Genomic DNA, 21,050 nt, shown 5'->3' on the forward strand with positions numbered 1-21,050 from the left:
ATCGCTTCACGAAAGCCAGCTAACCGGCTCGCATGGAATATTCTTTTGCAAAAGCGCTGGGGGGTGGCGCGAGATCGACGAGGGTGACATGCTCCGCCTTCCCACCGACCAACTGCGTGAGCTCCGCGACGCATTCCGCGTGCACAAGCCGATCGAGAAATCCGACGACGCGATCGAGGAAAGGCTCGCGGAAGAACTTCGCAGCGCTGGACGGCTGATCGAAGTGGTCGAGCACGAACTGGAAAAGCGCGGTGCGAATAAACGCGAACTCGAAGCTGCAGAAAGCATGATCGAAGAGGTCGCGAAAGTCATAGAAGCAAAGGATGATTGCGACGCGATAGACCGCGTTTCCGACGACATGAAGCGCCGTCTGCTCAGGCGCTCAATGGATGGTCGAGGCACCAAATGCGACAACCGCTCGGGTGTCCCTAACGGGAGTCGCATCCGGCGCCGCAATCCCTAGGACGATCGGCCGGATCAGCCGAACGGATTGCCTTCTTCTTCGATCCACTTGCGCTCCGCCTCGGTCATCTCCCGGTTCAGCACGTCGTTGCGATAGGGGAAGCGGCCGAATTTCTCGATGATCGCGCGGTGTTTCTCGGCGAAGCCGACGACGCCCGTCGCGGTTTCGGCCAGCGCTTCGAACTTTTCGACGCCGAGCCTTTGCAGATCGCGGTCTTCGGCGTGCATCAGCGGCATGTAGAGGAACTGGCGTTCATCCATGCCCATCGCTTCGTCCCACGCCTTCGCGAGCGCCTGCTCGACGAACCCTTGCGCCTTTCCATCCTGGGCATAGGCCTGCGCGGTATCGCGGTGGATGTTGCGCGAGAACTGGTCGAGCACGATGACGAGCGCGAGGAGGCCGCGCGGGATCTTGGCCCAGTGATCGAGCTTTCCCGCCGCGGCCTGCGCCAGCGTTTCGCCGAAGCGCTGCTCGCACGCGGTATCGACGCGCTCCGACCCGCCGAACCAGTGTTCAGGCTTGAGTTCGAGGAACCAGAATTGCAGGACTTCCATTGCCTCGTCGGGCACGCTTTGCGCGAATTCGGTCTCGCTCACTCTTCCGGCTCAGGCGCCACCGCCGAATTGGCCGCGCTCAGCACGGCGCGCACGCTGGCGGTGGCGACGTCCTCGTCGATGCCGCAGCCCCAGATGGTGCGACCATCGGGGGTTTCGCATTCCAGATAGGTCGCGGCGTTGGCGTCGGTTCCGGCACCCAGCGATTGCTGCGAGTAGTCGACGACTTCGAGGTCCAGATCGAACACGTCGCGCAAGGTGGCCATGACGCTCGAGATGAGGCCGTTGCCGCGTCCCGATACGCTCTGCTCCTGACCCTCGACCGCGATTTTGCCGGTGAAGATGCGGGTGCCGTCGCCGGCGCGGGTTTCGTCGTAGTCGACCAGCTGGAAATGCTTGTCGGGCGTCTGGACGTGATAGGCGGCCTTGAAGGCATCCCAGATGTCGTCGGCACCCAGTTCACGCGAGGTTTGGTCGGCCAGGCGTTGCACATGCTTGGAAAAATCGCGCTGCATCGCCTTGGGCAGCTTGATGCCCTGCTTCTGCTGCAGCACCCAGGCAAAGCCGCCTTTGCCGCTTTGCGAGTTGACGCGGATGACGGCCTCATAGTCCCGGCCAAGATCCGCCGGATCGATGGGCAGATAGGGCACGCGCCACAGCTCGTCGTTCTGGCGTTCATGCGCTTCGAAGCCCTTCTTGATCGCGTCCTGATGGCTGCCGGAAAAGGCAGTGAAGACCAGTTCGCCGCCATAGGGATGGCGCTGGTGCACAGGCAGGTCGTTGCAATATTCGACCGTTTCGATGACGCGGTCGATGTCGGAGAAATCGAGCCCCGGATCGACGCCTTGCGTATACATGTTGAGCGCGACGGTCACGAGGCAGCAATTGCCGGTGCGCTCGCCATTGCCGAACAGGCAGCCCTCGATCCGGTCCGCGCCCGCCATCAGGCCAAGCTCCGCCGCCGCAACGCCCGTGCCGCGGTCGTTATGCGTGTGGAGGCTGATGACAGCGCTCTCGCGGTTCGGCAGGTTGCGGGTGAAATATTCGATCTGGTCGGCGTAGATGTTGGGCGTCGCTGCTTCGACCGTCGCGGGGAGGTTGAGGATGATCGGACGGTCGGGCGTGGGCGCGAGCACCTGCATCACCGCCTCGCAGACTTGAATCGAGAAATCGATTTCGGCGGTGGAGAAGGTTTCGGGGCTGTACTGGAAGTGCCAGTCGGTATCCGGACGCTTGGCCGCCTCGTCGCGCATCACCTTGGCGCCGGCAACCGCGATGTCGCGCACCTCGTCCTTCGACATGCGGAAGACGATGTCCCGCCAAGCGGGGCTTACGGCGTTATAGAGGTGGACGATCGCCGCACGCGCGCCTTCGAGGCTTTCGAAGCTCGTGCGGATCAGGTCTTCGCGGCTTTGCGTCAGCACCTGCACGATCACGTCGTCGGGAATCGTGCCGGACTGGACGAGATGCTTGATGAAGGTGAACTCGGTCGCGCCAGCGCTCGGAAAGCCGACTTCGATTTCCTTCACCCCGATCTCGACCAGCAGATCGAAAAAGCGCGCTTTCTTCACGCCGTCCATCGGATCGATGATCGACTGGTTGCCGTCGCGAAGGTCGGTCGAAAGCCAGCGCGGCGCTTTATCTATGACGCGGCCCGGCCAACGCCGATCGGGCAGGTCGATTTGCGGAAATGGGCGGTATTTGTCGGACGGATTGGTCAGCATGGCTGGCGGTCTTTCGCAGAAACGACTGGAGGCGGGTGCCTGAAGGTGCTGCCTGATGGGGCTACCTGATGAGGCGGGGGGGTTCTTCGTCCCTTGGGCGCTTCGCCGCGCGCCATGTGGCCGCGCGTCAGGTCACGCCCAAGGGCGCGTAAGTCGCAGAAGCAGGGCCGTGTCCGATGCCATGAGCGAGGGTGTGGCGCAGAATGGTTAACACTTCAACCCTTCGCACGCCCGGGCCTCGCCTGCGCCCTACCCACAGCGCGCGTCGCGGATGATACCCAAATTGTCGATCATGATGTTGAGCCGTGACGACGTCGGATCGGGGCGGATATAGGCCGAGCCGGGCGATACGAAGCGGATCTCGCGCGCGTCCGCAGCCGCGGTCATGATCGCGGCGCGGGTGGGATCGTCGGCGGGCTTGCCGATGAACGGGCCCATATCGTTGGCGGCGCAGGTGGCGCTTTGCGGATCGGTCGCCGTGCCGGGCGCGTAGACGCCTTCGGCTGCGCCCGCCAGCGGCTCGGCGATGGTCGGCGCCGCCGTACCCTGCGGCGCGGGCGAAGCGGGGGCGGTGCCATTGATGCGCGCGGCGAAATCGTCGGCGCTGTCACCCTCGGGCGTCTCGCTGGCTCCGCATGCGGCGAGGAGGAGGCATGCGCCCGCGGCGATAAGGCGGATGGTCGTCATGATATGTCCCGTCGGCAAACTGTCCGCGAGCGCTCAAGCGCCCTTTGCGTTACGGCCTTATGACATGCAGGCAGGATGGCGTCAGTAGCAATCGATGACAGCGCCCTTGCGGCGGCCGGCGCGCGGGGTTTAACGCCGTCTGATCCGCTCGAGCGTCAGCTGGTCCACATGCGTTACGCCCATCAGCCGCATGCCGCGCTCGATCTCGTCCTTGAGAATGGCGAGCGCACGTTCGACGCCGGCCTGTCCCGCGGCGGCCAGCGCATAGAGATAGAGCCGCCCACCAGACGCCGCCGTGGCGCCGCTGGCGAGCGCCTTCAGCACATGCGTCCCGCGACGTATGCCGCCATCGCAGATGATCTCGATTTCGCCGCCCACCGCATCGACGATCTCTGGCAACTGGTCGAAGGGGGCGCGGCTGCCGTCCAGCTGCCGGCCGCCATGGTTCGACAGCATGATCGCATCGGCTCCGATCTCGACCGCGCGCCGCGCATCGCCCGCGCTCATCACGCCTTTGAGCACGAAGGTCCCGCCCCATTGCTCGCGGATCGCGGCGGCGGTCGACCAGTCCATCGACGTATCGAGCATGGTGTTGAAATAGTCCGCAATGCTCACCGCCTCGCTCGACCCTTCGGACACATGCGTTTCGAGATTGGGCAGGCGGAATTTCTCGCGCAGGAGATAGTCGAGCGTCCAGCGCGGGCGCGTCGCATAGCTCCACAGGCTTGCCGGAGTGAAGCGGGGCGGGGTGGTGAAGCCGCTGCGCAAACACCGCTCGCGCTTGCCCGAAACGATCGTGTCGACCGTCAGCGCCAGCGCATCGAACCCGGCCCGTTGGCAACGCTCGATCATGTGATCGTTGAGGCCGGTGTCCTTGTGCACATAAAGCTGAAACAGCTTGGGCCCGTCGGTCAGTGCGGCGATCTCCTCGATCGAGCGGGTCGCGAGACTGGATATGCCGAACCAGAGGCCGAATTTCGCCGCCGCCTTCGCCACCGCCGTCTCACCCTGCCAGTGAAAGGCGCGCTGGACCGCGGTCGGCGAGAGCATCAGGGGCAGGGCGCTCTTGCGACCGAGGACGGTGCAGCTCGTATCGATCTCGGCCACCCCGGCGAGCACGTCGGGGACGAGATCGACCTCCTCGAAACTTTCCGTATTGCGTGCCCGCGTGCGCTCGTCGTCCGCGGCCCCGTCGATATAATCGAAGACGGGGAAGGGCAGACGAGCCTTGGCCAGCCGCCGGAAATCCTCGATGTTGTGGCAATCGCAAAGGCGCATCTTGCGCTGCGCTGTGGCTTATCGCGTGCCGCCTGTCGAGGCGTGCCGGGACCACGCAACACGCGGCGCAGGACCTCTATTCCTGCATCTCGAAGGCGGCGCTGATCTCGAGGTCGACATCGTTGCCTATCAGACCCTGCCCGTAATCTACGCCCCATTGCGTCCGATCGATCGTGGTGGTGGCGTGAAAGCCGACCGTCATCGCCTCGCTCATCGGGTTCGCGCCGGCGCCGGCAAGCTCGACGTCGAGGGTAACCGGACCGCTGCGCCCGTTCATTTCGAGCGTGCCCATGACTTGGGCGGTGGTGTCGGACGTGCGTCGCACCTGGCTCGAGGTGAAGGTCGCCATTCCCGGCTCCGGACCAAAGAAATCCGGGCTGCCTCCATCTTCGGCAGGGCGCAGCAGATGATCCTTCAAATCATCGCTTGCAACCGTGACCTGCGCGATCGGGATCATGATCTCCAGCTCGGTCGCGGAGATATCGGACGGGTCGAGGTTCATCGTGCCTTCGATGTCGCCGAACAATCCGAAATAGTCATTGAACCCGAAATGGCTCACTTCCCACACGACGAGCGTATGAGCAGGGTCGAGCGAATAGGTCCCGGCGCTTACAAGCGACGGGTCCATCTGGCCGGGCAGGTCGCCGGATTGTGCGAAGAGAACGGGCGCCGTAAACAGGGCGGCGGCACCGATACCGGAAGCTGCAAGGGCGAGGATCTTCATGTCGGAGTATTCCTTCCTAAGGCGGGTTCAACCACAAAAGACTTCGGTGATCTCTTCCGCCTCGTTTGTGCGGATATTGAGGCGGTCGGCATTGTTGTCATCGCCCTCGATTTCGTCGCCCGGCTCGATGAAGCGTACGATCGCCTGGGGTTCGACCGCGTCGAGCAGCGTGGTTCGCGTGCCGAGGTCGAGCGTCTCACCGACGAAGGGTTCGGCGAGCTGTGCCCGGCAACCGGCGTCGATTGTGCCGACCGGCGGGGCAACCTCGTCGACGTCGGGCAGATCGCGCGAGATTTCGGCGACCTCGACCGGCTCGGTCGGGTTGGGCGGCGCGTCGGCGTCGGTCGCCTCGCCGCAGGCGGCGAGCAGCATCAGGGCGGGGAGGGCGGCGCAGGTTCGGATCGAGTTCATGCCCCTATAAGCACCAAAGGGCGCCGGTGGTTCCGACTAGCAGGGAAAGCGCGGCGCGGTGAACCGGGCGGCCAGCGTTTCCGCCGTGTAGATTTCCGCGATCCGGTCGTCGGCGCACGGGACATAGGCGGGGTCCTGCGCGAGGCAACCGGGGCCGCAAACCAGCCGCGCCGCCCCACTATCGTGGTCGATATGCCAGAACCGGCCGCCGGGCGTCGCGACATAACCATCGATGCCGCTTGCCACGTCGCTCTGAATATCGATCAGCGAGGGGACTTCGCCGTCATATTGCGGCGAATGCGAACCGTGGGTGTGGAAGCTCGCGACCGGAACCATGCCCGGCTCGTCGAAGAAGGAAATATCGCACGTCGCCACGTCGCCCTCGCTCTGGCGCGTCACGCCGAGCGTGCCTTCGGAAGTCTCGTAGATGATGCCGCACAGCTCCTGATTGCCGGCAAAGCTCGCCGGCTGCAGCGCGTCGAGCTGCTGCCGGGCGAATGCTTGGACGGTGGATTGCGGCAGGCTGGGTTGGAGCGCGTCGGTGCCTTTCACATTGGACCAGGCGCGCGCGACGATGATCGCGAAGACGATCGCGAACAGGATGTAGACGACGCGCGGAACGGGGCTTTTCAGCATGCGCTGTCAGGTGGGTTCGACCAGCGGTTTTGTCGAGCGTGCCGAGGGGTGCGAGTCCCAGCCCTTCGACGCCGCCTTCGGCGTCGCTCAGGATAAACTGCCGCGCGCGGCAGGCTGTGACCTTGTCGAAACATGGCGCGAGCTTGAGGGAGGTCCCAGCCTTCGCTGGGACTCGCGACACCTTTCAGTTCTTCTCCTTGTCGACCAGCTTGTTGGTGCTGATCCAGGGCATCATCGCGCGCAGTTCGGCCCCGGTCTTTTCGATCGGATGCGCCTCGGCGCGTTTGCGCGCGGCCTTTAGTTCGGGCTGGCCCGCGCGGTTGTCGAGCACGAAGTTCTTGACGAAGCGCCCCGACTGGATGTCGTCCAGCACGCGCTTCATCTCGGCCTTGGTTTCTTCGGGGATGATCCGCGGGCCGGTGGTGATGTCGCCGTATTCGGCGGTGTTGCTGATCGAATAGCGCATGTTCGCGATCCCGCCTTCATAGAGCAGATCGACGATCAGCTTGGTTTCGTGCAGGCATTCGAAATAGGCCATTTCTGGCGCGTATCCGGCCTCGGTCAGGGTTTCGAAGCCGGCCTGGATCAAATGGGTGATACCGCCGCACAGGACGGCCTGTTCGCCGAACAGGTCGGTCTCGCATTCCTCGCGGAAATTGGTCTCGATAATGCCGCTGCGCCCGCCGCCGACCGCACTCGCATAGGACAGCGCCAGTTGCTTTGCGAAGCCGTTGCCACCGCTCTCGCTGCTTTCCTGGTCGACCGCGATCAGGCACGGCACCCCGCCGCCGCGCTCATATTCGGAGCGCACCGTATGGCCCGGCCCCTTGGGCGCAATCATGATGACGTCGAGTTCAGCCGGCGCCTCGATCAGACCGAAATGGATATTGAGGCCGTGCGCGAAGGCGAGGGCGCTCCCCGGTTTCATCCGGCCCGAAATCTCGTTCGCCCAGATCGCCGCCTGATGTTCGTCGGGGGCGAGGATCATGACGAGATCGGCCCACTCCGCCGCGTCGGACACCGACTTGACCTCGAAGCCCGCGGCGCGCGCCTTCTGCGCGCTGGAAGAGCCGTCGCGAAGGGCGATGGCGATCTCGCCCACCCCGCTGTCGCGCAGGTTCAGCGCGTGGGCATGGCCCTGGCTGCCATAGCCCACGATCGCGACCTTGCGGTCCTTGATTAGCTGCTGATCGGCATCGGCGTCGTAATAAACTTTCATTCGTATTCCTCTTCGTCATCCCGGACCTGATCCGGGATCTCGTGCCTCCACGTCGCACGTATCCGATGGAGACCCCGGATCAAGTCCAGGGTGACGATGAATTTCTAAGCCCCTCCGGCCCCGCGCATCATGCCGACCACGCCCGAGCGCCCGACGCTGACCAGGCCGAGCTCGCGCATCAGGGCAATGAAGCTGTCGATCTTGTCCGGCGGGCCGGTCAGTTCGAAGACGAAGCTCTCAGTCGTGGTGTCGATAACCTTGGCGCGGAACAGTTCGGCGATGCGCAGCGCCTCGACCCGCGGTTCGCCCCGGCCGGCGACCTTGATGAGCGCAAGCTCGCGCTCGACATGCGGGCCGGCGGCGGTGAGGTCGATGACCTTGTGCACCGGCACCAACCGTTCAAGCTGCGCTTCGATCTGGTCGATCACCTGCGGAGGGCCGTTGGTGACCACGGTGATCCGGCTGACCGCATGATCGTCGGAAATGTCGGCCACCGTAAGCGAGTCGATATTGTAGCCGCGCGCAGTGAAGAGGCCGGTAATCTTGGCGAGGATGCCTGGCTCGTTATCGACCGTGACGGCGAGGACGTGGCGTTCGGTTTGGGCGGACTGGATTTTCATAGCGCCTTGCCTTCCCACCATTCGCCCCGAGCCTGTCGAAGGGCATGCTCGAGCGAAGCCGAGAGTTTGACCGCGTTCTCGGCTTCGCTCGAACTGGTCCCTCGACTTCGCTCGGGACGAACGGGGAGGAGGGTGGGGGAACGCATCACACCAGCGCCTTCGCCTCGTCGTCCATCGTGCCTTCGACCTGGTCGCCGTAGAGCAGCATGTCGGTATGCGCCGCGCCGCTCGGGATCATGGGGAAGCAATTGGCGTCCTTGGCGACGCAGCAATCGACGATGACCGGGCCGTCATGTGCGATCATCGCGGCGATGCCGTCGTCGAGTGCGCTTTCCTCGGTGATGCGGATCCCTTTCCAGCCATAAGCCTGCGCCAAAGCGACGAAATCAGGGAGGCTGTCGGAATAGCTGTTCGAGTAGCGGCTCTCATAGGTCAGCTCCTGCCACTGGCGGACCATGCCCATATATTCGTTGTTGAGGATGAAGATCTTGACCGGCAGGCGATATTGCGAGGCGGTGCCGAGCTCCTGAATGTTCATCTGGATCGACGCCTCGCCGGCAATGTCGATCACCAGGCGCTCGGGATGCCCGAGCTGCGCGCCGATCGCGGCAGGCAGGCCGTAGCCCATCGTGCCGAGCCCCCCGCTGGTCAGCCATTTGTTGGGCTCATCGAAGCCGTAATATTGCGCCGCCCACATCTGGTGCTGACCGACTTCGGTGGTGATGATCGGCGAGCGATCGCGGGTGAGCGCGAACAGCCGCTCGACCGCCTTTTGCGGCATGATCGCGTTCGGTTCCTTGCGCGATTTTTCGGGATAGGCGAGGCATTCGCGCGCGCGCCAGCCGGCGATCCGCGCCTTCCACTCGCCCATGTCCTTGCCGCGGCGATCCCCCCACGCCTCGATCAGCTGTTCGAGCACGGTCGCGCAATCGCCGACGATGCCGAGCTCGACCGGCACCGTCTTGTTGATCGAGCTCCGGTCGATGTCGATGTGGATTTTCGTGCTCTCCGGCGAAAACGCATCGAGCCGTCCGGTCACCCGATCGTCGAACCGCGCGCCGATACAGACCATCACGTCGCTGCGGTTCATCGCCATATTGGCTTCGTAGGTGCCGTGCATGCCCAGCATACCGAGCCAGTCGGGATGGCTCGCCGGGAACGCGCCCAGTCCCATCAACGTCGAGGTGACCGGGGCACCCGTCAGATCCTGCAACCGGCGCAGCGCCTCGCTCGCGCGCGGGCCCGAATTGATAACACCGCCGCCAGTGTAGAGCACCGGACGCTCGGCATTCTCGATCAACTCGATAGCCTCGGCGATCTGGTCGGCGGGGGCGACCGTCTGCGGGGCGTAGCGATGCGAGCCGGGCAGGGCGCTCGCGCGCGACAGCGAAGGCACCGCGATCTGGACGTCCTTGGGAATGTCGATGACGACCGGGCCGGGCCGCCCGGTGGTGGCGATGCGGAAGGCTTCCTCGATCGTGGCGACGAGGTCGGCGGGGTCCTTCACAAGGTAATTGTGCTTGGTGCAGTGGCGCGTGATGCCCACCGTGTCGGCTTCTTGAAACGCATCGGTGCCGATCAGGGTCGATGGGACCTGTCCGGTGATGACGACGAGCGGGATCGAATCCATCCACGCATCGGCGATGCCGGTTACCGCATTGGTCGCACCCGGGCCGCTCGTGACCAGCACGACGCCCGGCTTGCCGGTTGCGCGGGCATAGCCTTCGGCCGCGTGGGCCGCGCCCGCTTCGTGGCGCACGAGGATGTGGCGGATGCGCTCGCTACCGAACAATTCGTCGTAGATCGGCAGCACCGCGCCGCCCGGATAGCCGAAAACGAACTTGACGCCCTGATCGATCAGGGCTTCCATCAGCAGGGCGGCCCCCGTTTGCTGCGCCATAATCACGTCCTATGCCTGAAAAGAAAGTTTCGGAGAAAAAGCGTGGTGGATATGAAAACGGCCCGATGCGCATGTCGCCTCGGGCCGGTCAGGTGTGTCGAAGGACGCTCCCGATCAGCCCGTATCGCCGATAATTACGACATCGATGTCTACGATCGGGGTCATGGAAAACGTCTCGTCCTTCGTCGTCTGAGTTTGTCTTAATGGTGCGGCGGGTGAATGACAACGCCCCGCCTGCGCGGCGTAGCTCGGCCTTAGCAGCGCAATATGTCCCGTCAACCGCTATTAACGTAACAATCGATCAAAAACGCCTTCGACATCAATCGAATTGGTCTCAATGCGTCGCCATCCGGGCGGGCTCTGATTGCGCAGCCAAGTGAATTGCCGCTTGGCATATCGGCGTGTCGCCTGTGCGCCCTCGGCGATCGCTTCGTCCTTCGTCATATCGCCCGCGATCAGCGCGGCGATCTCGCGCACCCCGATGGCGCGCATCACCGGCAGATCGGGGGAGAGGCTGCGAGCGAGTAGCGCCTCGACCTCCTCAACCGCGCCGCCCGCCACCATCTGCGCGAACCGTTTGTCACACCGCTCATAGATCCACTGCCGCTCCGGCATCAGCACGGCGGCATGGACGTCGACCTCTTCGCCGATCCCGCCGCTCTTAGCCTGCTGCCAGTCGGCCAGCGTCACCCCGGTCGAACGCTTGACCTCCAATGCGCGGGCGATGCGCTGGCTATCGCCCGGATCGAGCGTGGCGGCGCGCAGCGGATCCTCGATCGCCAGCGCGGCATGGGCAATGCCCCTATCCATCGCGCGCACCACTTCGCGCACTTCGGGATCGATTTCGGGAATCGGGGCGATCCCCTCGATCAGGACCTTGAGATAGAGCCCCGTCCCCCCGACCAGGATCGGCACCGCACCATCCTCATGCGCGGCGTCGATCTCGGCCCGCGCGGCTTTGGCCCAGTCGGCGGCGGAACAGGCATCGGCCCCGTCCCAGGCGCCGTAGAGGCGGTGGGGCACCCGGTCCTGCTCCTCCTCGCTCGGCGCGGCGGAAAGGATCGGAATGTCGGAATAGACCTGCATCGAATCGGCATTGACGATGACGGGCCTGCGCCCCGCCTTTTCCAGCGCCTCGGCGAGCGCAAGGGCCGCTGCGCTCTTGCCGCTCGCGGTCGGCCCTGCGATGAGCGCGACCGGCGGCGCCCCGGTGTTGGAGGCGGACGCTTTCTCGGGAGATTTGTCGGTGCTCATCGCGCGTCTGATAGCAGACCATTTTTCGGAGGGAACGGGCGATCTCGACACGCGCCTCGATGCCGCCAGCGCCGCACTGGAGGCGGACGGGATGCCGCTCGCCTCGGCGATGATGCTCGATGTCGGACTGCCCGTGCTCGAGATGCGCTTCGCCGAGGGGCAGGCGCTGAAGGTGCTCGCGGCGATCGACCGCTTCTTCGCCCCCGCCGATGCGCTGGTGGGCGAGGGCGAGATCGCGGTCCCGCATCTTTTCGTATCAGACATGGATTCGACCATGATCGGGCAGGAATGCATCGACGAACTGGCCGACTTCGCCGATCTCAAGCCGCAGATCGCCGTGATTACCGAGCGCGCCATGCGCGGCGAGATCGACTTCGAAGCGGCTTTGCGCGAACGCGTGGGCCTGTTGGCGGGACTCGAGGAGAGTGCGATCGACCGCTGCCTTGCCGAGCGCATATCGCCCAGCCCGGGCGCGCGGATATTGGTGGCGACGCTCGCCGCGCATGGCTGTCGCAGCGTGCTGGTGACGGGCGGCTTTCACCATTTCGCCGACCGGGTGGGCGAGCAACTCGGCTTCGACCGCGTGGTGGGCAACAGGCTGGGGGTCGAGGAAGGTCGGCTGACCGGCGGGCTCGTGGGCGCAATCAGCGACGGGCGGACCAAGCGCGCGGTGCTAGAGAAGGAGCGCGTGCGGCTCGGCTCCGGTGCGCGGGTGCTGGCGGCGGGCGACGGGGCGAACGACATTCCCATGCTGCAGGCGGCGGACTACGCCATCGCCTATCGCGCCAAGCCGCAAGCGCGAGAAGCGGCGAACGGACGGGTGGAGCGCGGCGACCTGACCGGCGTTCTGGCCCTGCTAGGCATTCCCCGGCGCGACTGGGTCGGCGCGTGAGGTCGGACCCTGGCGCCGCCAAGCCATAACTGGGGGGTTTCAAATTCGCCCCGGTGCTGCTATTTACATTAATGTAAGTAATGCGTGCCAGAGGCAAATCATGACCGACATCCCCGCCTTTTCCGACCGCTTCGCCCGCGACGGCACCGTCCTGCGCCATCCCGATCGCCCTGCGCCCCGCTATTCGCTGCCGCGCGCTGTGAAGAATTTCCGGCTGTTGATGAAGGACAAGGAAGACACCTCGCTGGTCTTCAAGATCTACGAATCGCTGCCGTCGAAGAACTTCATGCCTCGGGTCGAAGCGCTGACTTTGTCCGAGCACGGTGACTACCTGCGCCGGACCGAGCCGAACCTGCCCGACATTCTCGACGATCACGCCGCGCTGCGCCGGACGCCCGAGGGCAGCCTTGCGCATGCCTATTGCGATTTCATGGAAAGCGAAGGGTTAACCGCGGCGGGCCTGGTGGCGGAGGCGGAGAAGCTCGGGCGGCCCAAATATCCCGATCTCGTCCAGTGGTTCGGCGATCGCTCGCGCGACACGCATGACCTGTTCCACGTCCTAACCGGCTACGGCCGCGATGCGCTGGGCGAGCAGTGCGTGCTGCTTTTCACCCATGGCCAGTCGCCGACGCAGGGCCATCTGCTGATCGGCTATGCGGGCGCGGCGAATATCAGGAAAATGGTCTGGGGCTCGAAGGCTCCGGTGATCGGCGCTGTCCGCCAGGCCAAGCGCATCGGCCGGGGCGCGCCCAAGCTGATCGAACAGCCGATCCGCGAGCTGCTGAAACAGCCGCTCGACCGCGTGCGCAGCGCGCTCAACATTCCGGAGCCCACGCTTTATCGCGAATGCCACCGCATTTGGCGGGAGGAGGGGCTCGATCCCTACGACCTGCTGGCGAGCGAGAAGCCCGGCGGCGAACCGGCGGCCGCCTAGGTAGTCTTTGCAGGGGCCCTCGCAGGGGATTGGATACCACGATCATCGCATTGCCTGCCCGCCATTCCGGCGCGGGAGGAGATTAGCGGGACATGGGTCATTTCATCGAACCGGACCGGGCGCTCGAGGGCGCCGAAGATTTGCACGAGGCGCTCGGCATTCCGATCCGTTCGGGCTACCGCGCGATCCGCGAGGCCCAGCGCTTTCACGGGCAGTTTCGCATCTTCGACCGCTTGATCGAACGCCTGGCCGTGGATGATCTCGTCTGCGAGGACCAATGCTCGATCGACTATTATTTCGACCTCGTTCGCAGCTTGCGCGATCTCAACGGCGAATACGACCGGGTGATCGAAGTCGGCACCTTCATGGGTGGCGCATCGGTCATGCTTGCAGGATGCAGCGGGAGCTTCGATTTCGACCTCGACCTCGTCGATATCAGCGCCGAGCACTTGCAATTCACGCATGAGCGGATCCGGCGCAGCTTTCCCGAAGCGGCGGGACGCGTGCGGCTGTTCCACGGCGATCTTCCCGCTTATGTCCGCGAGGTGATGTTGCCGCGTGGGTCCGGGCGCGCGCTGGTGCATCACGATGGATCGCATATGTTCGATCAGGTGGTCCACGATCTCACCGCGCTCAGCTTCGTGCGCGATCAGCTGCATTCGATCATCGTCCAGGACACGCATTTGCGCGGGCCGCATGACCGAATGATATTCGTCGACATGGCGCTGGCGGCGGTTTTCGGCACGGGCATGACTTTCGCCCCGATCGGCAAGGTCTACGAGGCGCAGGACAGCCGCACCTCGCCCGATCGCTTTGCCGGCCATTATTTCCGTCCCGGAATGCCCGAAGGCATGGTTCTGTCGATGGCGGCGAACGCGTTTCAGTATCCGCATCCGTCCGCCGCGTTCGACAAGCTGTTTCCGCGAGAGACGGCGGCGGCCTAGAGCCAGCTCGCGATCTGGCTCAGCGGCTTCTTTTTCAGCGCGTGGGCGGGCACCGTCGCATCCGCGCTTGGGTGGCCCACCACAACGATCATCAGCGGCTTCTCCCATTCTGGCCGCTCGCATGCTTCGCGCAGGAACCCCATGGGCGAGGGCGTATGCGTCAGCGTCGCGAGCCCCGCCTCGTGCAGGGTCGCGATCAGCATCCCGCAGGCGATGCCGACGCTTTCATTGACATAGTAGTTCTGCGTCTTCCCGTCCTCCTCGATGCCGCCCTTACGCTGCGCGAAGACGACGATGAGATAGGGCGCGGTTTCGAGGAATGGCTTGTCCGCATCGGTTCCCAGATCCTTGAGCGCCCCGAGCCATTCCTCGCTCGCCTTGGGATCGGCGCCGTCTTGCCCATAGAACCGTCGCTCCTCTGCCTCCGCCGCTTTCCTGATCGCGCATTTCTTCGCAGGCGAGGAGACCACCGCGAAATGCCACGGCTGATGATTGGCGCCGTTTGGAGCGGTGCCTGCGGCTTCGATGGCCGCTTCGATGACTTCGCTTGGAACCGCTTCATTGGAAAAATACTGGCAGGTCCTCCTTTCCTTGAGCCGATCGCGCATTGCGCGCGCTCGTGTGATGCTCTCTTCGTGTGGCAGGTTTTCGAGTGAATAGGGGACGGTGTCGTGATCTTGCATGCGCGCCATCTATCCGCGCTCGGACACGCTAAGGGAAGTGGACATATAACTGACAACGATGTAAGTAAGGGCTGTCACAGCGAGGAATCGATGAGCTTGCAATCTCTCCCCATCGTCGCCGCGGATCGAGAAATCTCGGGATTTCAGCCGCGCAAGGTGCTGCAGCACTTCTCCAAATTGGTCGAGGACAAGGAGGACACCGAACAGGTCTTCCACATCATCGAGGCGACCAAGGGCCGGAAGAGCTTTCGTCAGGGCGAAAAATTCATCCGGTCGAGCGAAGGCCAGCGGTTCCTTCAGGAAGGCGTCGACATCCCCGCCATGCTCGATGATCACGATCGCTGGGCGGATCTTCCCGATAATTCGGTCGGCAAGCACTACATGGCCTTCATGAAGCGCGAGGGGCTGAGCGCCTCGGGGCTGGTCGCGGAAAGCCACAATTGGGCCCCGCCCGAAGCGCTGCCGCAGGACCTCCTGCAGTGGTATTACGATCGCTTGCGCGACACGCACGATCTGTTTCACGTCCTGACCGGCTATGGCCGCGATGCGCTGGGCGAGGCGAGCCTGCTGGGTTTCTCCTACGCGCAGAACCACAATCACGGCGTCCTCTTCATCGCCTATGCCGGCGCGCGGCAGATCAAGAAGGTCACGCGCACCAAGGCGCCGCTTTTCTCCGCGATCCGCGAGGGACAGCGGCTCGGCAAAGCTGCGCAGAAGCTCGCGCATCAGGATATCGAGGCGCTGATGAGCGAAGATATCGACGCGGCGCGCAAACGACTGAATATCGGCAAGCCCAGCGTCTACCGCGCCTGCCTGCGCATCCTCGAGAGGGAGGGGACCGAGCGCGAGGACCTGACGCTGAGCGGTGGCGCGGCGGCGGCTTAAAGCGCCATCATAGCGCAGTCGCCGGCGTCCACCGCGAGGTGCCACAGAGCGCCCGCCCCGAAGGCGCGGGCCCACCAGCGCGGGATCAGGAGCAGTGCGCCATAGGCGAGGGCGGCTTCCCAGCCGTGAAGCAGGTGGAAGCCGATCGAGCAGCGGTTCGGATCGAAAATCGGATCGGCGAGGAGGTGGTCGAGATCGATGGCGTTGGCGGCGATCATGACGAAGCCCGCCTGCCACCACCGCGCGCGCCAGAGGATGGCGGCGATGCCGAAGGGGGCAAGCCAGTGCCCGCCATAATGGAGGATCGGTTGGAGAGTTTCCAATAGCCCCAACCGTCATCCCCGCGAACGCGGGGACCCACGGCGAAGGTTTCTCTGGCCCGTCGCTGGGTTCCCGCGTTTGCGGGAATGACCAAGGGGGCCGATCAACTCTCCATCCAATCGCGGAAGAAGCTCTCGTGCGCCTCGCGCAGATCGGCGAGCGCGGCGCCCAGCAGGCTATCGCCGCCCACGGTGCCGATGCGATGGAAACCGACCATCTCGGCCTCCGGCACTTCCGGCCCCTCGGCCACGATGCGATTGAAGGCCTCGTGATTTTCGGCGCTGACGGTGAGCACGTAGCGCGCCTGATCCTCGCCGAACCACCATTGCGCGGAGGTGTAGGCCTCGTGCGCGTGAACTTCCGCACCGATCCCGCCAGATAGCGCCATTTCGGCAAGTGCGACTGCGAGCCCGCCATCGGAGATGTCGTGAACGGCGGAAAGCAGCCCTTCGTCGATCAACCGGCGGATGATCTGGCCTGCACCGCGTTCGGCTTCGAGATTGACGGGCGGCGCGCGGCCCTCGTCGCGGCCATGCACGTCGATCAGCCAGCGCGATTTGCCGAGATGCGAGCGCGTCGGGTCGGGGCGGGCCCAGAATTCGGGGGCGATCATGTAGATCGCGTCGCCTTCCGCCTTGAAGGCGCTGGTGATCATTTTCGCAGCGTCTTCGATGATGCCAACGCCACCGATCGCGGGCGTGGGTAGGATCGCGCTTCCGCCGCCAGTCGCCTTGCTCTCATTATACAGCGAAACATTGCCGCTCACGATCGGGAAATCGAGTGCGCGGCAGGCATCGCCCATGCCCTCCAATGCGTGGACGAACTGGCTCATGATCTCCGGGCGTTGCGGGTTGGCGAAGTTGAGGCAGTTGGTGACCGCCAGCGGGCGCGCGCCCACCGCGCAGAGGTTGCGATATGCCTCCGCAATCGCCTGCTTCCCGCCCTCATAGGGGTCGGCATAGACATAGCGCGGCGTGCAATCGGTGCTGATCGCGAGCGCCTTATGCGTGCCATGCACGCGCACCACTGCCGCATCGCCGCCGGTCTGGAGCGTGTCGGCCATGACCTGGCTGTCATATTGCCCGGCGATCCATGCGCGGGAGGAAAGGTTGGGCGAGGCGAGCAGCTTGAGGAGGTCCGCGCCGGGATCGGCGCATTCGGGCGCGTTTTCGACCGCCTTGATGCCAGCCCACTCGGCGTATTCTTCCCTCGAGAGGTAGGGCCGATCATATTCAGGCGCATCGGCGGCGAGAGGCCCTAGCGGAATGTCGCACACGACCTCGCCCTGCCATTCGAGCACCATATGCTGCGTATCGGTGACTTCGCCGATGACCGCGAAATCGAGCTCCCATTTCTCGAAGATTGCCGCGGCCATTGCCTCCTTGCCGGGTTTCAGCACCATGAGCATGCGCTCCTGGCTTTCGCTCAGCATCATTTCGTAGGGCGTCATGCCCTCTTCGCGGCAGGGCACCTTGTCCATGTCGAGCCGGATACCGGCCTTCCCGTTGGTCGCCATTTCGACGCTGGAGGAGGTGAGGCCGGCAGCGCCCATGTCCTGGATCGCGACGATCGCATCGGTCGCCATCAGTTCGAGGCATGCTTCGATCAGCAATTTCTCGGTGAATGGGTCGCCCACCTGCACCGTCGGACGCTTCGCCTCGGCGTCTTCCTCGAAATCGGCGCTCGCCATGGTCGCACCGTGAATGCCGTCGCGCCCGGTCTTCGAGCCGACATAGACGATCGGATTGCCGACGCCGGTGGCGGCGCTGTAGAAAATCTTGTCCGCGTCCGCGATGCCCATGGTCATCGCATTGACTAGGATGTTGCCGTCATAGGCCGGGTGGAAATTGGTCTCGCCGCCCACAGTCGGAACGCCGACGCAATTGCCGTATCCCCCGATCCCCGCGACCACGCCCTGGACCAGATGCTTCATCTTCGGATGATCGGGCCGACCGAAACGCAGCGCGTTCATGTTCGCCACGGGCCGCGCGCCCATGGTGAAGACATCGCGCAGGATGCCGCCAACCCCGGTTGCCGCGCCCTGATAAGGCTCGATGTAGGAGGGGTGGTTGTGGCTCTCCATCTTGAAGATCGCCGCCAGTTTCTGTCCTTCTGGCCCATCCCCGATATCGATCACGCCCGCATTCTCGCCCGGACCGCAGATCACCCACGGCGCCTCGGTCGGCAATTTCTTTAAGTGCAGGCGGGAAGATTTATAAGAGCAATGCTCCGACCACATGACCGAGAAGATGCCGAGCTCGACAAGGTTCGGCTCGCGCCCGAGCGCGGCCAGGACGCGGTCATATTCTTGGCGGCTCAGGCCGTGCTGTTCGACGATTTCGGGCGTGATGGAGGGGGCAGATGCGCTCATGCGCGCAGCGCATAGGCTAGAGCCCGTCCGAGGCCAAGCCGCCGCGACCGACGAAATAGCGATTTTGCGCCGTCCATGCCGCGAGCAGCGTCAGAAGCGCAAACGCGGCCAGCGCCTGTAGGTAGAGGCCAAGCCCCGCCTCCTGCGGGTGCGGGCCGAACCAGTTGACCGCCTGCAGAGAGAGCAGCGCGACCAGCAGGATCACCGGCTGCGCGATCGGTCCGCGCGAACGGCTCATGTAGAAGAAGAAGCCAGCGAGGATCAGCCCGATCTCCAGCGGCATCGCAAATTCGGGATGGTTCCACAGGCCGAGCCCCATCTTCACCTCGCCTCCTGCGATCGTCAGATCGGGACGATGGGTCACCCAATCGAGCAGCCAGTGCGATGCGACCACGAAGGCGGAAATGATCCCGGCAAGTGCGTCGCGGTGCCAAACGATGACGACCAGCGCGAAAGCGAAGGCCCAGGCCGCTGTCCCGGCGAGCGAGTGGGTGTAAGGCATGTGATAGAGGTCGAGCGGCACCATCGCGGTCGCGCCGGGTTCGACGCGCAGCCGCTCTATCCCCAGCATAGCCAGCGCGAAAAAGCCCCAGTCGACCAGCTGCGCGGCGACGAAATAGGTGCCGAGCCTGGGCCCCTTGGAATAGGCCGCGGCCGCGACGAAAGCCGGTGCGAAATGACCGATGAACATGTGAAGGCGCCCCCGTATTCTTTGGCCGCGACCTCAAGCGCAAAGCGGCGCCAGTTGCAAGGGTGATTGCGAGGCTGCTTGGGCCGGGCGCGCGGCCTTGACCGCGCCGGTGCGCCGCGCCAATGCTCGCGCGCATGGATGAAACACACGGTTCCGACGCGAGCCAGCGCCCGATCGAGGAGATGTCCTTCGAAGAGGCATTGAAGGCGCTCGAAGAGGTCGTCGCGAAGCTCGAGCGCGGCGACGTGCCGCTCGACCAGTCGATCGACCTTTACGAGCGCGGCGAGAAGCTGCGCGCCGCCTGTCAGAAACGGCTCGACAACGCGCAGGCACGGATCGAGAAGATCGTCGCCGGTGCGGACGGACGCCCGGCTGGAACGGCGCCCTTCGACGAGCCTGCCGGCGGGCCGAGCTGAGATGAATGTGGTCGGGATCGACGGCGACGTCCTGGGCGATGCTCTCGCGCGGGTGCAGCGCGATGTGGATTCGGTGTTCGACGCCTTTCTGCCCGTGCCAGGCGACACCCGCGCGCGCCTGATCGAGGCGATGCGCTATGCCGCGATTGGCGGCGGCAAGCGGGTGCGCCCGTTGCTGCTGGTGAGCACGGCGGAGATGTTCGGGGTGGACCGCGACGCCGCCCTGCGCGCCGGCACCGCGGTGGAGGCAATCCACTGCTATTCGCTGATCCACGACGATCTTCCCTGCATGGACGACGACGATCTCCGCCATGGAAAGGCGACCTTGCACAAGACCTACGACGAGGCGACCGCCGTGCTTGCTGGCGACGCGCTGCATGCGCTCGCCTTCGAGATCCTTGCCGATCCCGAAACGAGCCCCGATCCCTTCACCCGCAGCGAGCTGATCCAGACGCTGGGTCAGGCGAGCGGCATGAACGGCATGGCCGGGGGCCAGATGATGGACATGGTGGCCGACGAGGAGGGGGTCGAATACGACCTCTCGGCGGTCACCCGGTTGCAGCAATTGAAGACCGGCGCGCTGCTCGCCGCCAGCGTGGAGATGGGCGCGATCCTCGGCCACATCCCGCCTGAGGGCCGCTCGCATCTGCGCGCCTATGCCCGCGACATCGGCCTCGCCTTCCAGATCGCGGACGACCTGCTCGACGTGTCGGGCGACGAGGGCAAGGCTGGCAAGGCGCTGCGCAAGGACGCGGGGCAGGGCAAGCAGACCTTTGTCACACTGATGGGCGCGGACAAGGCCCGCGAACAGGCCCGCGCGCTGATCGACCAGGCAATCGCGCATCTGGGAAGCCACGGACGCGAGGCGGACACGCTGCGCGCACTGGCGCGATTTATCGTGGAGCGGGACCGGTGAACCCGCGCATCGGCATCTATCCGGGCACGTTCGATCCCATCACGCTCGGCCATGCAGACATTATCCGGCGCGGGTCCAAGCTGGTCGATAGGCTGATCCTGGGCGTCACCACCAACCCTTCCAAGAATCCGATGTTCACCAACGAGGAACGCTTCGACATGGTGACGCGCGAGGTCGCTAATATGGGTCTCTCCAATGTCGAGGTGGTCGGGTTCAACGCATTACTGGTCAAATTCGCGCAGGCGCAGGGGGCTAATGTGCTGATCCGGGGCCTGCGCGCGGTCGCCGACTTCGAGTACGAATATCAGATGGCAGGCATGAACCAGCAGCTCGACGACGATATCGAGACGGTGTTCCTGATGGCAGACGTCTCGCTGCAGCCGATCGCCTCCAAGCTGGTTAAGGAGATCGCGCTTTATGGCGGCGATATCGCCCCCTTCGTCAGCCCCGAGGTGCGCGAGGAAGTGAATGCGCGCGTCGAGACGATCGGGCGCAAGGGCGATTTGTGACGCCCACGCTGGGGACTC

The 21,050-nt window shown here is 64.5% G+C and carries 23 protein-coding genes; 8 read left to right on the forward strand and 15 right to left on the reverse strand.

Annotation, left to right across the window (positions count from 1 at the left end):
* Positions 1-88 precede the first annotated feature (88 nt).
* Complete coding sequence (locus tag V2I30_RS05435; protein WP_330661060.1) at positions 89-463, forward strand: hypothetical protein; 375 nt, start codon at positions 89-91, stop codon at positions 461-463.
* Between the two features lie 14 nt (positions 464-477).
* Here the strand turns inward: V2I30_RS05435 and V2I30_RS05440 are convergent, their stop codons facing one another.
* The 11 genes from V2I30_RS05440 to miaA form a co-directional block, all read right to left on the reverse strand.
* Positions 478-1,059 (reverse strand): DUF924 family protein, encoded by a 582-nt coding sequence (locus V2I30_RS05440; RefSeq protein ID WP_330661061.1) that lies wholly within the window; start codon positions 1,057-1,059, stop codon positions 478-480.
* The gene (leuA, locus tag V2I30_RS05445) at positions 1,056-2,741 is read right to left on the reverse strand and encodes a 2-isopropylmalate synthase (protein ID WP_330661062.1); all 1,686 of its coding nucleotides are present in this window, start codon (positions 2,739-2,741) and stop codon (positions 1,056-1,058) included. Before leuA ends, V2I30_RS05440 begins: the two co-directional genes overlap by 4 nt.
* Before the next feature lie 249 nt (positions 2,742-2,990).
* The gene (locus tag V2I30_RS05450; RefSeq protein ID WP_330661063.1) at positions 2,991-3,428 is read right to left on the reverse strand and encodes a hypothetical protein; all 438 of its coding nucleotides are present in this window, start codon (positions 3,426-3,428) and stop codon (positions 2,991-2,993) included.
* Between the two features lie 129 nt (positions 3,429-3,557).
* Positions 3,558-4,706 (reverse strand): alpha-hydroxy acid oxidase, encoded by a 1,149-nt coding sequence (locus V2I30_RS05455; protein ID WP_330661064.1) that lies wholly within the window; start codon positions 4,704-4,706, stop codon positions 3,558-3,560.
* Between the two features lie 76 nt (positions 4,707-4,782).
* On the reverse strand, positions 4,783-5,430 hold the full coding sequence (locus tag V2I30_RS05460; RefSeq protein ID WP_330661065.1) for a YceI family protein: 648 nt from the start codon (positions 5,428-5,430) through the stop codon (positions 4,783-4,785).
* Between the two features lie 27 nt (positions 5,431-5,457).
* A complete protein-coding gene (locus V2I30_RS05465) occupies positions 5,458-5,841 on the reverse strand; it encodes a hypothetical protein (RefSeq protein WP_330661066.1) in 384 nt (127 codons plus the stop codon).
* Positions 5,842-5,877: 36 nt separating this feature from the next.
* On the reverse strand, positions 5,878-6,477 hold the full coding sequence (locus V2I30_RS05470) for a DUF4329 domain-containing protein (RefSeq protein WP_330661067.1): 600 nt from the start codon (positions 6,475-6,477) through the stop codon (positions 5,878-5,880).
* Positions 6,478-6,661: 184 nt separating this feature from the next.
* On the reverse strand, positions 6,662-7,696 hold the full coding sequence (gene ilvC, locus V2I30_RS05475) for a ketol-acid reductoisomerase (RefSeq protein ID WP_330661068.1): 1,035 nt from the start codon (positions 7,694-7,696) through the stop codon (positions 6,662-6,664).
* A 104-nt stretch (positions 7,697-7,800) separates the two neighbouring features.
* Positions 7,801-8,316 (reverse strand): acetolactate synthase small subunit, encoded by a 516-nt coding sequence (gene ilvN / locus V2I30_RS05480; RefSeq protein WP_330661069.1) that lies wholly within the window; start codon positions 8,314-8,316, stop codon positions 7,801-7,803.
* Between the two features lie 145 nt (positions 8,317-8,461).
* Positions 8,462-10,216 carry a biosynthetic-type acetolactate synthase large subunit gene (ilvB, locus tag V2I30_RS05485; RefSeq protein ID WP_330661070.1) on the reverse strand — a complete coding sequence of 585 codons (1,755 nt, stop codon included), beginning with the start codon at positions 10,214-10,216 and terminating at the stop codon, positions 8,462-8,464.
* A gap of 285 nt (positions 10,217-10,501) precedes the next feature.
* Entirely contained in the window at positions 10,502-11,470 is a 969-nt protein-coding gene (gene miaA / locus V2I30_RS05490; protein ID WP_330661071.1) for a tRNA (adenosine(37)-N6)-dimethylallyltransferase MiaA, read from the reverse strand.
* On the opposite strand from miaA, the gene serB reads away from it, so the two are divergent.
* From serB to V2I30_RS05505, 3 genes are all read left to right on the forward strand, one after another.
* Positions 11,463-12,362, forward strand: a complete 900-nt coding sequence (serB, locus tag V2I30_RS05495) for a phosphoserine phosphatase SerB (protein ID WP_330661072.1) — start codon at positions 11,463-11,465, stop codon at positions 12,360-12,362. The genes miaA and serB overlap by 8 nt on opposite strands.
* Positions 12,363-12,462: 100 nt before the next feature.
* Positions 12,463-13,296, forward strand: a complete 834-nt coding sequence (locus V2I30_RS05500; protein ID WP_330661073.1) for a Coq4 family protein — start codon at positions 12,463-12,465, stop codon at positions 13,294-13,296.
* Between the two features lie 92 nt (positions 13,297-13,388).
* Positions 13,389-14,240, forward strand: a complete 852-nt coding sequence (locus V2I30_RS05505; RefSeq protein WP_330661074.1) for a class I SAM-dependent methyltransferase — start codon at positions 13,389-13,391, stop codon at positions 14,238-14,240.
* Here V2I30_RS05505 and V2I30_RS05510 read toward each other — a convergent pair.
* Positions 14,237-14,923, reverse strand: coding sequence for a nitroreductase family protein (locus V2I30_RS05510; protein ID WP_330661075.1), 687 nt, complete (start codon positions 14,921-14,923; stop codon positions 14,237-14,239). The genes V2I30_RS05505 and V2I30_RS05510 overlap by 4 nt on opposite strands.
* A gap of 90 nt (positions 14,924-15,013) precedes the next feature.
* On the opposite strand from V2I30_RS05510, the gene V2I30_RS05515 reads away from it, so the two are divergent.
* Positions 15,014-15,808, forward strand: a complete 795-nt coding sequence (locus V2I30_RS05515) for a Coq4 family protein (RefSeq protein ID WP_330661076.1) — start codon at positions 15,014-15,016, stop codon at positions 15,806-15,808.
* On the opposite strand, the gene V2I30_RS05520 is transcribed toward V2I30_RS05515, so the two are convergent.
* From V2I30_RS05520 to V2I30_RS05530, 3 genes are all read right to left on the reverse strand, one after another.
* On the reverse strand, positions 15,805-16,131 hold the full coding sequence (locus tag V2I30_RS05520) for a DUF6122 family protein (RefSeq protein WP_330661077.1): 327 nt from the start codon (positions 16,129-16,131) through the stop codon (positions 15,805-15,807). The genes V2I30_RS05515 and V2I30_RS05520 overlap by 4 nt on opposite strands.
* 101 nt (positions 16,132-16,232) lie before the next feature.
* Positions 16,233-18,500: a phosphoribosylformylglycinamidine synthase subunit PurL gene (purL, locus tag V2I30_RS05525; protein WP_330661078.1), complete on the reverse strand. Its 2,268-nt coding sequence runs from the start codon at positions 18,498-18,500 to the stop codon at positions 16,233-16,235.
* Between the two features lie 16 nt (positions 18,501-18,516).
* Positions 18,517-19,191, reverse strand: coding sequence for a hypothetical protein (locus V2I30_RS05530; protein ID WP_330661079.1), 675 nt, complete (start codon positions 19,189-19,191; stop codon positions 18,517-18,519).
* A 134-nt stretch (positions 19,192-19,325) separates the two neighbouring features.
* Between V2I30_RS05530 and V2I30_RS05535 the strand changes: the two genes are divergently transcribed.
* The 3 genes from V2I30_RS05535 to coaD are packed head-to-tail and all read left to right on the forward strand — an operon-like array spanning position 19,326 to position 21,032.
* On the forward strand, positions 19,326-19,607 hold the full coding sequence (locus tag V2I30_RS05535) for an exodeoxyribonuclease VII small subunit (RefSeq protein WP_330661080.1): 282 nt from the start codon (positions 19,326-19,328) through the stop codon (positions 19,605-19,607).
* 1 nt (position 19,608) lies between these two features.
* On the forward strand, positions 19,609-20,523 hold the full coding sequence (locus V2I30_RS05540; RefSeq protein ID WP_330661081.1) for a polyprenyl synthetase family protein: 915 nt from the start codon (positions 19,609-19,611) through the stop codon (positions 20,521-20,523).
* Positions 20,520-21,032 (forward strand): pantetheine-phosphate adenylyltransferase, encoded by a 513-nt coding sequence (gene coaD / locus V2I30_RS05545; RefSeq protein ID WP_330661082.1) that lies wholly within the window; start codon positions 20,520-20,522, stop codon positions 21,030-21,032. The genes V2I30_RS05540 and coaD overlap by 4 nt, the downstream gene beginning before the upstream one ends.
* Positions 21,033-21,050 lie beyond the last annotated feature (18 nt).

The organism is Erythrobacter sp., from assembly GCF_036351135.1.
In the GTDB taxonomy this organism is placed as follows: Bacteria; Pseudomonadota; Alphaproteobacteria; order Sphingomonadales; family Sphingomonadaceae; genus Erythrobacter.

What these genes read in the sequence shown, in the direction of transcription:
- V2I30_RS05435 (WP_330661060.1), top strand. Translation starts at nt 89, where the DNA reads ATGCTCCGCCTTCCCACCGACCAACTGCGTGAGCTCCGCGACGCATTC.
- leuA (WP_330661062.1), bottom strand. Translation starts at nt 2,741, where the DNA reads ATGCTGACCAATCCGTCCGACAAATACCGCCCATTTCCGCAAATCGAC.
- V2I30_RS05450 (WP_330661063.1), bottom strand. Translation starts at nt 3,428, where the DNA reads ATGACGACCATCCGCCTTATCGCCGCGGGCGCATGCCTCCTCCTCGCC.
- V2I30_RS05455 (WP_330661064.1), bottom strand. Translation starts at nt 4,706, where the DNA reads ATGCGCCTTTGCGATTGCCACAACATCGAGGATTTCCGGCGGCTGGCC.
- V2I30_RS05460 (WP_330661065.1), bottom strand. Translation starts at nt 5,430, where the DNA reads ATGAAGATCCTCGCCCTTGCAGCTTCCGGTATCGGTGCCGCCGCCCTG.
- V2I30_RS05465 (WP_330661066.1), bottom strand. Translation starts at nt 5,841, where the DNA reads ATGAACTCGATCCGAACCTGCGCCGCCCTCCCCGCCCTGATGCTGCTC.
- V2I30_RS05470 (WP_330661067.1), bottom strand. Translation starts at nt 6,477, where the DNA reads ATGCTGAAAAGCCCCGTTCCGCGCGTCGTCTACATCCTGTTCGCGATC.
- ilvC (WP_330661068.1), bottom strand. Translation starts at nt 7,696, where the DNA reads ATGAAAGTTTATTACGACGCCGATGCCGATCAGCAGCTAATCAAGGAC.
- ilvN (WP_330661069.1), bottom strand. Translation starts at nt 8,316, where the DNA reads ATGAAAATCCAGTCCGCCCAAACCGAACGCCACGTCCTCGCCGTCACG.
- ilvB (WP_330661070.1), bottom strand. Translation starts at nt 10,216, where the DNA reads ATGGCGCAGCAAACGGGGGCCGCCCTGCTGATGGAAGCCCTGATCGAT.
- miaA (WP_330661071.1), bottom strand. Translation starts at nt 11,470, where the DNA reads ATGAGCACCGACAAATCTCCCGAGAAAGCGTCCGCCTCCAACACCGGG.
- V2I30_RS05500 (WP_330661073.1), top strand. Translation starts at nt 12,463, where the DNA reads ATGACCGACATCCCCGCCTTTTCCGACCGCTTCGCCCGCGACGGCACC.
- V2I30_RS05505 (WP_330661074.1), top strand. Translation starts at nt 13,389, where the DNA reads ATGGGTCATTTCATCGAACCGGACCGGGCGCTCGAGGGCGCCGAAGAT.
- V2I30_RS05510 (WP_330661075.1), bottom strand. Translation starts at nt 14,923, where the DNA reads ATGCAAGATCACGACACCGTCCCCTATTCACTCGAAAACCTGCCACAC.
- V2I30_RS05515 (WP_330661076.1), top strand. Translation starts at nt 15,014, where the DNA reads ATGAGCTTGCAATCTCTCCCCATCGTCGCCGCGGATCGAGAAATCTCG.
- purL (WP_330661078.1), bottom strand. Translation starts at nt 18,500, where the DNA reads ATGAGCGCATCTGCCCCCTCCATCACGCCCGAAATCGTCGAACAGCAC.
- V2I30_RS05530 (WP_330661079.1), bottom strand. Translation starts at nt 19,191, where the DNA reads ATGTTCATCGGTCATTTCGCACCGGCTTTCGTCGCGGCCGCGGCCTAT.
- V2I30_RS05535 (WP_330661080.1), top strand. Translation starts at nt 19,326, where the DNA reads ATGGATGAAACACACGGTTCCGACGCGAGCCAGCGCCCGATCGAGGAG.
- V2I30_RS05540 (WP_330661081.1), top strand. Translation starts at nt 19,609, where the DNA reads ATGAATGTGGTCGGGATCGACGGCGACGTCCTGGGCGATGCTCTCGCG.